General features: G+C 53.8%; 10 protein-coding genes. 3 read left to right on the forward strand and 7 right to left on the reverse strand.

Features of this window, described 5'->3' with window-relative positions:
• Positions 1-7: 7 nt before the first annotated feature.
• From B4O97_RS13075 to B4O97_RS13095, 5 genes are all read right to left on the reverse strand, one after another.
• Positions 8-388: a (deoxy)nucleoside triphosphate pyrophosphohydrolase gene (locus B4O97_RS13075; protein ID WP_083051462.1), complete on the reverse strand. Its 381-nt coding sequence runs from the start codon at positions 386-388 to the stop codon at positions 8-10.
• A 7-nt stretch (positions 389-395) separates the two neighbouring features.
• The gene (locus B4O97_RS13080) at positions 396-809 is read right to left on the reverse strand and encodes a hypothetical protein (protein WP_083051463.1); all 414 of its coding nucleotides are present in this window, start codon (positions 807-809) and stop codon (positions 396-398) included.
• A gap of 65 nt (positions 810-874) precedes the next feature.
• Entirely contained in the window at positions 875-1384 is a 510-nt protein-coding gene (locus B4O97_RS13085) for a hypothetical protein (protein WP_083051465.1), read from the reverse strand.
• Complete coding sequence (locus B4O97_RS13090; RefSeq protein ID WP_158084291.1) at positions 1371-2867, reverse strand: NAD(P)H-hydrate dehydratase; 1497 nt, start codon at positions 2865-2867, stop codon at positions 1371-1373. Before B4O97_RS13090 ends, B4O97_RS13085 begins: the two co-directional genes overlap by 14 nt.
• The gene (locus B4O97_RS13095; RefSeq protein ID WP_083051468.1) at positions 2851-4119 is read right to left on the reverse strand and encodes an LIC_12708 family protein; all 1269 of its coding nucleotides are present in this window, start codon (positions 4117-4119) and stop codon (positions 2851-2853) included. Before B4O97_RS13095 ends, B4O97_RS13090 begins: the two co-directional genes overlap by 17 nt.
• A 97-nt stretch (positions 4120-4216) precedes the next feature.
• Between B4O97_RS13095 and secA the strand changes: the two genes are divergently transcribed.
• Positions 4217-6934, forward strand: a complete 2718-nt coding sequence (gene secA / locus B4O97_RS13100; RefSeq protein WP_083051469.1) for a preprotein translocase subunit SecA — start codon at positions 4217-4219, stop codon at positions 6932-6934.
• Between the two features lie 5 nt (positions 6935-6939).
• On the opposite strand, the gene B4O97_RS19765 is transcribed toward secA, so the two are convergent.
• Both B4O97_RS19765 and B4O97_RS13105 read right to left on the reverse strand, forming a co-directional pair.
• Positions 6940-7068: a hypothetical protein gene (locus tag B4O97_RS19765; protein WP_269844564.1), complete on the reverse strand. Its 129-nt coding sequence runs from the start codon at positions 7066-7068 to the stop codon at positions 6940-6942.
• A 27-nt stretch (positions 7069-7095) separates the two neighbouring features.
• On the reverse strand, positions 7096-8166 hold the full coding sequence (locus B4O97_RS13105; RefSeq protein WP_083051471.1) for a M23 family metallopeptidase: 1071 nt from the start codon (positions 8164-8166) through the stop codon (positions 7096-7098).
• A gap of 82 nt (positions 8167-8248) precedes the next feature.
• Here B4O97_RS13105 and B4O97_RS13110 point away from each other — a divergent pair, with 82 nt between their 5' ends.
• Complete coding sequence (locus B4O97_RS13110) at positions 8249-10102, forward strand: penicillin-binding protein (protein ID WP_083051472.1); 1854 nt, start codon at positions 8249-8251, stop codon at positions 10100-10102.
• Entirely contained in the window at positions 10103-11875 is a 1773-nt protein-coding gene (locus tag B4O97_RS13115; RefSeq protein ID WP_083051474.1) for a motility associated factor glycosyltransferase family protein, read from the forward strand.
• Positions 11876-11924 lie beyond the last annotated feature (49 nt).

The raw sequence follows: 11924 nt of genomic DNA on the forward strand, positions 1-11924 counted from the left end.
AAAGTAATCAGGAAGCGAGAAGAAAGGTCAGGATCTGGCGGTCCGAGTCCGCCATGGGCAGGGATTGCAGGGCTGTGAGATCGATCCACTGCACCTTCTGATGTTCCTTCAGCCGGAATTCTTCGGACTCGAGCTCCACGTTGTAGGCGTGCAGAAGGTAGTCCTGCCCGCGGTTTGAGAACCTGCCTTCAAAAATCAGCGTTCCCACCTCCACGCCGATTCCCAGCTCTTCCCGGAACTCCCGCTGCAGGGCTTCAACCGGCCTCTCCCCTCGTTTCACCTTGCCTCCAGGGAACTCCCAGCTTTCACCTATGCTCGTACCGGGTTTTCTCAGGGCAACCAGGACTTTTTCGCCCCGCAGTACAACCCCGGCGGTGGAAATCCTCATGCAGAAACTACAGAAGAATCATGCGGGGAAGAATAAAATGGACCAGACCCGAAAGGGCTGTGAGAATACCGATAATATCGCGGTATCTGTAGACATACTTGTCCATGAAGGAAGTTGTCCCTGAATCGATGTCGGAAACCTTTTTATAGTAACCGTAAAAAAGGCTGATTCCGCATATAATGGCCAGCAGCGCGGGTACAAGATCCTGGGCCACCGAAGCGGCAGGGGAAGCCGGAATAATGAGCTTCAGCACGCCGATTATGATCAGCGCCAGAGACAGCATGGTCACATAGGCCTTGTTGTCTGTCAGAAACTTCTCCAGCTCCTCAAGGGAGGGAAACTTTTCCTTAAAGAATCCAGAGGCCAGTAGAATACCGCCGAAAATATTAATGATTACTGTGAGAAGATAAACCTGATACATATGCTTCCCCCTTGTGTTTTCCTGTTGAAAAGAATACCCAAGGAGGATGCAAAAATCAATAGGACTTATTCCGGAGGGATTGTTTCTTCCATGATAAGGGTTTCATTGTTGAAGGATATTTCCGCTCTGACCAGTTCGTCCCCTTCCCGAAGCGGCATACGCCCGCGGATCAGGTTCTCCCGGTCCGGCTGCAGATAATCATATACGCGCATCTGTCGCCCTTCCGGCAACACCCGAAAGGTAACGGTCACATCCGATGCCGAGGCGGCCACGTCGTCTTCAGGGTTCGCCTCTGCCTTCAGGCTTGTGAGAATCATTCCGTCGAAGTTGACAACCTTCATGGAGAAACTGTAGCCGCCAAGCACATGCTTGCCCTGCCGGATGTAGGGCAGCAGAAACATGAATACCAGGGAAATTACCAGAATATCGATAAAGATAATCATAAGATGGCGATTTCTTCCCCAGAACCCCTTCTTCCGCTCCTCCCGCATGTAGTCGGGGAGGCGGGCTTCCCGCTCTTCACGGTTATAGTGATAGGCAAAGTCTCCGGGACTGCGGCTTTCAGGACCTTTCATATCGATATTCCCCGATAAGTCGGGAGAGGCTTTTCAGCAGATCTTCGGCAAGAAAAACCCCGTCCTCAAGAGCTGCGGCTCTTCCCGCCTGCTGGTGAAGGAAGCATCCCGCGGCAGCGGCATCGAAGGGATCAAGACCGGTATCGGCCAGAAGTCCGCCGATAAAACCGCATAGGATATCCCCGCTGCCGCCGGTACCCATTAGTGGGTTCATGCCGTCAATCAGGGCGGTACGCCCGTCCGGGGTCCGCAGACAGCTTACGTGGCTCTTGAGGAGAACAACGGCATTATACCTGCGGGAAACCTCCGCCGCGGCGCCGAAGGGATCCTCGAGGATCTCCCGGGAAGAGCAGTCCAGAAGCCGGGCGCACTCACCCGGATGGGGCGTCAGGATCCACTCCCCTTCCAGGGCTCTCTTTGTTCCGGAGAGCAGGCTCAGTCCGTCGGCATCGATGACACCCCGCCGAGAGCTTTCCAGAAGCTTTTTGAACACACCTGCCCGTCCGTCAATGCCCCAGCCGGGTCCTATTACGCAGGACTGATACTTTTCCGGGTTTTCGGGCTCATCCCCATTCCAGGGACGTACCATTACCGAACGCATCCGGGATGCAGCGGCGGTGTATACTGCGGTATCACAGAACAGAGTCACAAGGCCTGCTCCGCCGCGCCCCGCAGCTTCCGCGGCAAGCAGCCCCGCACCCAGGGTTCCCGGAGAACCTGCGTATACTGCGGTATGACCCCGGCGGTTTTTATAGGAATCCGGTGCAAAGGGAGGGAGTCTCTTTATTAGCTCCTCCCTGTCCATCAGCACCCAGCCCGGAACAGCCTCGACAGCCTGGGGAGGAAAACCGATTAAGACAGGAAGAATCTTTCCGCAGTGAAGCCTGGCGGCAGGATTGAAAAGGGCTGATTTTGCCGGGAAAACACTCAGGGTCAAACCGGCGGAAAGAACCGGGTAACCTGTCCGAAAATCATCTCCGATTCCGGAAGGCGCATCCACAGCGACTATTTTTTCAGAGATTCCAAGGCGGTTAACCGCCTCAACACACTCCGCAGCTTTACCCCGTAAGGGACCGGAAAGGCCGGTACCGGTAATGCCGTCGATTATCAGAGCCGCACCGGAGATTCGTTCCATGGAGCTTTCGAACTCATCTTCAAAGGAGAGAATCTCAAGACCCAGCCGATGCACAACATCGAGCCATTTTGCGGCCAGCCCCCTGGCTTCCTTTTTAACCAGTACGATGCTGAGCTTCCGGAACCCCCGAACAAAGGCCTGCCTGGCCATGACCAGGGCGTCCCCCGCGTTGTTGCCTCCCCCTGCAAGAAATACCAGGGGCGTATTCGGTCCGGGATGAAACTCCCCGACCAGGGCGTCGAAAATCCGGATACCGGCGTTCTCCATCAGGATATCGCCGGGAATCCCGTATTTTTCCTGGGCGATCCTGTCTATCTCGCGGGCTCCCTCGTTATCTACGAGTTTCATTCCCTGTTTCATCCTCCAAAAGTCTGTCCGTCCGCCACCAGACGACATCTGCGCGGAAATCCCTGACCAGTATGGCGGTTAACAGGCCATTACGGCTCAAATGAAAATCCCGGAAGAATATCTCCCTGTCCTGAAGATTGATCCTGGGACGGGCTATTACCACCCCCTGCCTGTCCACCACGAGGAGCTGATACTGGTCCGGACCGAAGGGTCCCATAAGAAAGAAAAAACCTCCATGGGCTACGCCGAGGAATTCATGCAGGACTTCTTCATCCTGGCTGTTCTGCAGTCCCGGGATATCCTGCTTTCGAACGACATGGGGCACCTCCAGGGAACCTTCATATTCGCCGCTTGCCGGATTAAGCCAGTAGAAGTAGGAGGCAAAGTATTCTATGCTCGATCCCGTACCGCTCAGGGATTCACGGGACTCTTTGTAGGTGTCGATCTTTATGTAGAGGGTATCTTCCTCGGGATCGGGGACTATCCGCTCCAGGGTTGTAAGAATACCCGGCTCATCCGGAGAAGGCAGATCCGTAAGAGGAATGGTTACCTTGTACTTCAGATTGCCCGCAGGACTGAACCAGAAAACGAGCCAGGCCCGCTCTGCGCGGCATACAACGATTGTATCGTTCGACGAATTGACGTAAAGGGCGTTTATGTAGGGAAAGGGTGTTCCCCCCACTCCCTCCTGTCCAAGGTAATCGAGGTAGATTCCTGAACGGTCGAAGCGGCGGACAACCCGGTCAAGATACGCCTTCTGCTCTTCGTCGTATTCGGCCCTGTTTTCCGGAATGGCGTCCTCCACAAAGAGGATTCCCGAATCGGAAACCGCTATTTCTCCCACATCCAGAAAGGGAAATGAAAGAGCCGCTCTGCTTGAGACCCGGTTTCCATCATTGGCGCTCTGCAGCAGCACGGGAATCGGGTTCTGCGACTGGTTGTAATAGAGGCTCAACAGATCGCCGTAGGAGGAAAACTCCATCACCTTCCTTCCCCGGCTGTTGGCGATAAAAATAATGCCCTCCTGCATTACGATCCGGACCTTGTCGTCGAAGGCCGAAACTCCGTCATAATAGATATCCAGCTGGTCTTCCATGCGGCCAATGGGAAGGGAAAACAACTGCTGCTGTTCGAGGCTTGCTGAAGAACCGGAGGTACAGGAGCTAAACAGTATCCCGAAACTCAGAATGAGAAGGAATACTCCGATGGTGCTGCGGCGAATCATTGTCTGGGATTCTACAACCGGTACCATAAAAGGTCAACAAAGCCCTTTCAAGCCTCACCGGGACCGGCTGACGTAAGCTTCAGATTTATGTATAGTAGAAAAATAAAGGGAGGCACCGTACGTAATGATACAGAAAATACTGAATGCCTTTTTCGGCTCACAGCATGAACGGGATCTGAAACAGCTGCTGCCTGTTTTACATAGAATCAACGCCCTCGAATCCTGGGCCATGGGACTGGAAAACAGTCAGTTTGCCGGTCAGACGGAGACGTTCAAAAACAGACTGAAACAGGGAGAAAGTCTGGAAGACATTCTTCCCGAGGCCTTCGCCCTGGCCAGAGAAGCCGCCCGACGCGTCCTGGGGGAACGCCACTACGACGTCCAGCTCCTGGGGGGAATAGTCCTTCATCACGGTAAAATCATGGAAATGAAGACCGGAGAGGGAAAAACTCTGTCCTCCGTAACCGCCGCCTATCTGAACTCCCTCACCGGAAAGGGTGTGCATATAATCACCGTCAACGATTATCTGGCTGAGCGGGATGCCGCCTGGATGCGTCCTGTCTACCAACTTCTCGGTGTCTCCGTCGGCTCGATCCTCTCAAACATGGATACCGAGGCCCGCAAGGAAGCCTATGGCAAGGATATAACCTATGGGACCAACAACGAGTTCGGTTTCGACTACCTGCGGGACAACATGGCCTGGGACATTGCGTCAAAGGTCCAGCGGAACCATCACTTCTGCATAATCGACGAAATAGACTCCATACTCATAGACGAGGCCAGAACCCCGCTGATCATCTCAGGTCAGGCGGAGGACGATACCCGCATGTTCACCGAGGTAAACCGCCTGGTCGGCCGCCTTCAGGAGTGTGATAAGGATCCTGAGACCGGAGATTATCCGGAAGAACCCGAAGGAGATTACAAGATCGATGAGAAATCCAAGCGGGTAACCTTTACCGACCAGGGAATGAACAACATCGAGAAGCTTCTGCTTCAGGGCAAGCTTATATCCGGCAGCCTTTTTACCGAGGACAACTTCGAGTATATCCACTACTTTACCCAGGCCCTGAAAGCTCACCGCCTCTTCAAGCTGGACCGTGACTATGTCGTACAGGAAGGTCAGGTCCAGATCGTCGATGAGTTTACCGGACGCATTCTCCACGGGCGCAGATATTCCGACGGACTTCACCAGGCCATCGAAGCCAAGGAAGGCATCCGCATAGCCCGGCGCAACAAGACCCTGGCTACCATAACCTTTCAGAACTTTTTCCGCATGTACGACAAGATTTCCGGTATGACCGGTACGGCGGATACCGAGGCTAAGGAGTTCGGCAAGATCTACAGTCTCGATGTTGTGGTGATTCCCACCAACCGTCCGGTTGTCAGAAAAGATGAAAACGACGCCATCTACTTTAACGAAGATTTCAAGTTCAATGCCATCTGCGACGAGATCCAGCGTGTAAACGAGATAGGTCAGCCGATTCTCGTGGGAACAGTATCCATCGAAAAGTCTGAACGCCTCTCGTCAATGCTGACAAAGCGGGGCATACGCCACGAGGTACTCAACGCGAAGAACCACCACCGGGAGGCAATGATCGTTGCGGAGGCCGGCGCCAAAGGGTCGGTAACGATAGCAACGAACATGGCCGGCCGGGGTACGGACATAAAACTCGGGGGAAACCCGGAGTTCCGGACCCGCAAGGAGGTGGGGACGGAGGCGAGCGGCGAAGAATACGAGAAGGCGTATAAAAGGATTTATGCCAAAACCCGCCTGGATTATGAAGAGGTAAAATCCCTTGGCGGACTCTATATACTCGGTACCGAACGCCACGAATCCCGCCGGATCGACAACCAGCTGCGGGGGCGTTCCGGGCGCCAGGGCGACCCCGGGGTCAGCCGGTTTTTCCTCTCCCTGGACGACGATCTCATGCGCCTCTTTGCAAACGACAACATGAAGAACATCATGGGAAAGCTCGGCATGTCTTCCGGAGAGCCACTGTTCCATCCGTGGCTCAATAAAACAATAGAACGGGCCCAGACCCGGGTGGAGGACCGGAACTTTGAAATCCGGAAGCACCTCCTTGAATATGACGACGTTCTCAATGAGCAGCGTACCTTCATCTACAATCAGCGGGACGAAATCCTGAAGGATGATTCCCTCTACAAGAGAATCCTGGGGGCTGCGGAAGAGATTATCGATGATCTGCTGGCAAATTATGCCTCGGATCGCAGCGAGACGGGCATAACGGAACTCCTGGAAGGTCTGCAGGAACGTTTTTTCTACTCCCCCGATCTGGAACGGGACCGGCTTCTGGAGATGCCCGTCCAGGACCTCAGGGATTTCTTCCTCTCCAGCTTCGAGGCGGATATCCGGGAAAAGGAAGACAAAGTAGGAAAAGTGAATTTCAACTCCTTTATCCGCTTTGAATATCTCCGGCTTATCGATTCAAAATGGCAGGACCATCTGGAGAACCTCGAATCCCTCAGGGAAGCTGTTTATCTGAGGGCCTATGGTCAGAAGAATCCTCTTCTGGAATACAAACTTGAAGGCTTTCAGATTTTCGATACCCTGATCCAGGAGATTCGTGAGGGGCTGGCGAAAAAGGTGATTTCCGTGCGTATTGAACGGGCTGACTCACCCCGACGGGTTCCGTCGGCATCGGCGGTTACAGAGAGCCACCGGCAGCTTGGGCAGTTTGCAGCGGGTTCCCGTCCGGCACAGCCGAAGGGCGACATGGGTACGGGAACTGTAACGGTGAAACGCTCAGTACCCAAGGTGGGGAGAAATGATCCCTGTCCCTGCGGCAGCGGGAAAAAGTATAAACACTGCCACGGGAGCTGAGAAAATCAGACTTCAGATTTCTGATACATGCTGCCGGAGGAGGCGGCCTTCTGGGCCGCCATCTCGTCGGTATAGGCGCGGATAAAGGTAAACAGGGCAACCAGGGCCATCAATATCAAAACAAGCTTGCGCATTCTCTGCTCCTCGCTTCAGATGATCTGTCAATGCAGAACGGACAGTGGATCCACAGGTCGGTTATTCTTGTACAGTGCAAAATGCAGATGGGAACCGGTACTTCTTCCGGTATTTCCCATGGTACCAAGGCTCTGGCCCTGGCGAACCCTCTGACCTTCCCGTACTGCAACGGTGTTCATGTGCCCGTAGAGTGTCTGGTATCCCCTCTCGTGCTTAATAACCACGTACCTTCCGTAACCTGCCGGACGGTTCTCCACACTCAGCACCACTCCGTCCATGGCGGAGATAATTACTGTTCCCGTTGCATTCGCTATATCAATACCATAATGGAAACGCCGCAGTCCGGTAAAGGGGTCCGAACGATACCCATAGGGCGAGGTGAGTCGTCCTTTTGTCGGGTAGATAATCAGGGTTCCCGTGGCTTTCTTGTACTCATAATCACTGATAGCCGCACCGGGAAGGAAAAGCACGTCCCCGGGCTTGATAAGGGCGCTTTCCAGATTGTTTGCGTCGAGAATCTGATTTACGCTGATACTTTTCGTGGCGGCGATATTTGAGAGATTGTCCCCGGGGCGCACTACATAGCGGACGCCGTCGTAGGAAGGTATTTTCAGACGGGTTCCCGGAACAATCCGGCGAACGTCTTCTATTCCATTATAGCTTATGAGGGTACCGATCTTTACGTCATACCTGAGAGCGATCTCTGAAAGAGTATCACCCCGTGTCACGGTATGAACATTTTCCTTGATTCCTCCAAGATAGCTTGCCAGGGGGGGAAGGTCGGAAACCAGTTCCTCTTCCGAGGCCTGGCTCCCCTCGAGGTACGAAACCATACTGGCATACAACTGATCATCCGCAGGAAGATGAAGGAGCTCTACGTCTTTCGTATTCAGGGAAGGGACAAGGGAATAGAGCATAGCCGTTACAGCCAGACTCACACCGAGAAACAGTGAAAGCCAGGCGATCTTTTCAGGGGTTTCCCGGATCTTCTCTATTCCCAGAGAAAGCCGGTTCCTCAGTTCAAGGCCTTCAAGGAATCCTGAGTGAGACGGTTTTCTGCGTTTACGTATAGTCTGCTGTTGTATCAGTTCAATCATAACCTTCACTATTCATATCGACAATAAGGCACCAACATATTACTATAATGATCGTTCCCGGGGCCCGGAACTCGTTGAAATTATGATAGAAAAGCAGCGTCTGACCAGATTCATCATCTTCGCAATCCTTACGGCAATGGTTATCGTTTTCGTTGTCTGGCGATACACCGCAATAATGCTCTTTTCCTCCTCCGATGGGGCTGCACAGCACCGGACCCAGGGAATAGTAGAGCGAGGCCCGATTCTCGACAGGGACGGACGCATACTTGCCATTCAGACTCAGCTGGATACGGTGACCGCCTGGATGCCCAGCGTCAGCGATCCGGAAAAAACCTACAATTCCCTTGTCCGGGTTCTCGACCTGGACAAAGAGGAATTGCAGAGCAAGTTTGAAACACGCAGCGGTTTTTTCTATGTTAAAAGAAAGATTTCCCGCAGCGAAAGCCGATCCATGCAGGAACTTTTATCCACCGAGGATCTCAAGGGAATATCCCTTATACCTGAATACGGAAGGGCGTACCCGGAAAAGAAACTGGCATCCCACGTAGTCGGATATGCCGGAACGGACAATGTCGGTCTGCTGGGGATCGAATATACCTACGACAAGATCCTGTATCCCCCCCCCGAGCCTGGAAGAACACGCTACGGAAACCAGCTGTTTTTAACCATCGATGTCAATCTTCAGCATATTCTGGAAGAACTTGCCACCGAGTCCTTTGAAGAGAACAAACCGGAATCAATCACCCTCATAGCCGCGGAAGCAAAGACCGGAGAGATACTGGCGTATGTATCGATTCCCGGCTTTGATCCCAATACCTTTTCCGACTTCTCGCCCCAGGAACGGGTAAATGTTCCCGCCACAACGGCCTATGAACCCGGTTCGGTTTTTAAAGTCTTTTCCATAGCATCATTTCTCGAACTGGGAGGAATAGCTCCTGAAACCACCTTTTTCTGCGGTGGAAGCTACGATAACGTCGAACCCCACATCAACTGTCTGGGTTACCACGGGCTGGTGAATGCCGAGGAGATACTGAAAAAATCCTGCAATGCCGGAGCGGGATACGCCTCCGAAACAGTAACGGAAGAGGATTTTTACAGCCTGCTTACGGCTTTCGGTTTTGGTACGGAAACAGGAATCCCCTTTCCTGGAGAAACAAACGGAATCTTCCGGAATCCCCAGAACTGGTCGGAGAGAACCAAACCCACCATAGCAATGGGCCAGGAGATTTCCGTCTCCGCTCTGCAGATTATCCAGGCCGCCAGCACCTTTGCCAATGACGGGGTAATGCTGCGTCCCATGCTGGTAAAAAAGATCGTCAGTCCGGAGGGAAAGACCCTGCAGGAGTTCCAGAGAGAACCGGTTCGACAGGTAGTATCGTCCCACGTGGCCAGGGAGATACTCATGATGATGGAGTCTGTAACCCAGTCCGACGGAACCGCCCATCGTGCGGCCGTAGAGGGTATGAGGATTTCTGCGAAAACCGGGACGGCCCAGCTCATCGATCCCAGTACGGGAAAATATTCCGAGGAAGACTATGTAGCCAGCTGTCTTGCCCTTTTTCCCAGCGACGACCCCAGGATCATTCTCTACGCGGCGATACATAAACCCAAAGGTCCGTCGACTTTTGGCGGTCGCATAGCCGCTCCCCTGGTGGGAAAAGCCGCTGAAGAGGTTATCCGGCACCTGGGGATCCCCCGGGAAGGAGACAGACAGATAGACCATCCCGGCAGGGTCCAGATAAATGTTCCCTCTCCCCTACGCATAACAGACACCCTGCCGGATTTAACGGGCAGGCCCAAACGGGACCTGCTTCCCCTGTATAAGATCCCGGGGGCTGTAATTGAGATTCGCGGAGAGGGATGGGTCAGCGGACAGTCCCCGGCCCCCGGTACACCCATACGCGAAGGTATGCATATTGTGGTGGAGCTTGAATAAATGTTTGAATCCAACATCCGCAGCCTCTGCAGTATGTGGCCGGGTTTTCGAAGAGAGATTGCAGACAAATACGCTCCACACCCCGCTGTACGGATCATTCCCACCGAAACGGGGGAATCAGCCTTAAGCCTCGAAGGCCGCTTCCTCAGCACCCGGAGAGACCCGGTCCGGGAAGCGGAAAGGATAATAGAGGCCCGTTTTCCCGCCGCCCCCGATATTGCGGTATTTCTCCACTTTGGTCTCGGCTACGAACTGGAGGCTTTCTTTCGACGATATCCCGATACCCCCGTTATTCTGCTGGAACCCGATATTCCCCTCTTCATGACAGCCCTTGACGCCAGGGATTTCAGTAGGCTTTTCAGAAAGAAAGGTCTCGTACTGCTTCTTGATACCCCCCCCTCTTCTCTGGCGACTGTTCTGAACGACCGCTGCAACGATACAGTGGAGCTGTTTCCCATAAAGAGCATAGCCAGGCTCCACCCCGACTATCTGGAGGCTTTGAACGAATGGTTTCACCGCTTTCAGTCCCGAAGGGAGATAAACAGAAACACCCTGAAACGCTTCGGCCGCGTCTGGGTCCGCAACCTCCTCTCGAATCTGCAGGTTCTGGCGGAAGCCGTCCCCCTGGGGGAGCTTGAGGGAATATTGGACGGACGGCCCTGTCTCGTTCTTGCAGCGGGCCCCAGCCTGGATACCTTGTCCGATCATATCCACGAACTCAGAAAGAGAATGGTCCTTGTGGCGGTGGACACCTCAGCTGCATGGTGCAGACAGCGGAATATTCAGCCGGATTTTCTTGTGGTTGTGGACCCCCAGTACTGGAACACACGGCATCTTGATCCCGTGGACCGGGAACAGATACTGGTATCAGAATCATCCACCCATCCCGCCGTATTCAGAAGAATCGACGGACCCCGTTTTTTCTGTTCCTCTCTTTTCCCTCTGGGAAGCTTTCTGGAAAAGGACCTCGACATCCACGGGAACCTCGGGGCCGGGGGATCCGTTTCAACCACGGCCTGGGATCTTGCGCGCTTTCTCGGCGCTGGAAAAATCTTCTGCGCCGGTCTGGATCTCGGTTATCCCGACAACCGAACCCATTATTCCGGGAGTCTCTTCGAAGAGCTCTCCCATATCTGGTCCTGCCGTACGAACCCCTCCATGACACAGCATTTTCGTTACATCCGGGATGGAAGCCCCTTAACAACCGAGTCCAATTCCGGGGAACCGGTTTTAAGCGACAGACGGCTCTCCCTGTATCGATGGTGGTTCGAGAACCGGATGAGTGAACCCGAATCCCCCGAGACCTTCACCCTGTCCCGGAAGGGGGTTCTGATCCGGGGAATGGAACATGCCGGCCCCCTGGAACTTCTGAAACTTCCGGAGATTCGGAATGAACTCGACATGCTTCTTCCCGGAAAGGATTACCGAAGCCTGCGGGGAAATCCTGATACATCTGCAGTAATTATCAAGGGCCTGACCGAGCTGGATACGTCCCTCATGGAGATGGAAATCCTCTGCCGCCGGGCGCTGGACGCCCTGGATAATCCCGCCGGCAGCCGCTCGGAACTGCTGGCTGCCCTCGGAACGCTGGACGCGGAAATCATGGCAAATCCGGCCAAGGATATAGCCGGTTTCCTCCTTGATGCCGAGCCTGAGGCATCGGAAGATCCCCTCGTGGCTTCCAGAAAAGTCTACACATCTATTCTTGATTCGGTGCTGTATCACCGGGAACATCTTCAGCGGGCCCGGGGAATGATCAGTACCGGACCCTAAAGTTTCTGCCCCCTGCAGCCGAACAGTAAAGTAAGAAGGAAACAAGAAC

Origin of the sequence: Marispirochaeta aestuarii, from assembly GCF_002087085.1 — a bacterium.
Lineage (GTDB): Bacteria > Spirochaetota > Spirochaetia > JC444 > Marispirochaetaceae > Marispirochaeta > Marispirochaeta aestuarii.

Bases quoted from the DNA above. Each gene is read 5' to 3' on its own strand.
- B4O97_RS13080 (WP_083051463.1), bottom strand. From the start codon at position 809: ATGTATCAGGTTTATCTTCTCACAGTAATCATTAATATTTTCGGCGGT.
- B4O97_RS13095 (WP_083051468.1), bottom strand. From the start codon at position 4,119: ATGGTACCGGTTGTAGAATCCCAGACAATGATTCGCCGCAGCACCATC.
- B4O97_RS13110 (WP_083051472.1), top strand. From the start codon at position 8,249: ATGATAGAAAAGCAGCGTCTGACCAGATTCATCATCTTCGCAATCCTT.
- B4O97_RS13085 (WP_083051465.1), bottom strand. From the start codon at position 1,384: ATGAAAGGTCCTGAAAGCCGCAGTCCCGGAGACTTTGCCTATCACTAT.
- B4O97_RS19765 (WP_269844564.1), bottom strand. From the start codon at position 7,068: ATGCGCAAGCTTGTTTTGATATTGATGGCCCTGGTTGCCCTGTTTACC.
- B4O97_RS13075 (WP_083051462.1), bottom strand. From the start codon at position 388: ATGAGGATTTCCACCGCCGGGGTTGTACTGCGGGGCGAAAAAGTCCTG.
- B4O97_RS13105 (WP_083051471.1), bottom strand. From the start codon at position 8,166: ATGATTGAACTGATACAACAGCAGACTATACGTAAACGCAGAAAACCG.
- secA (WP_083051469.1), top strand. From the start codon at position 4,217: ATGATACAGAAAATACTGAATGCCTTTTTCGGCTCACAGCATGAACGG.
- B4O97_RS13090 (WP_158084291.1), bottom strand. From the start codon at position 2,867: ATGAAACTCGTAGATAACGAGGGAGCCCGCGAGATAGACAGGATCGCC.
- B4O97_RS13115 (WP_083051474.1), top strand. From the start codon at position 10,103: ATGTTTGAATCCAACATCCGCAGCCTCTGCAGTATGTGGCCGGGTTTT.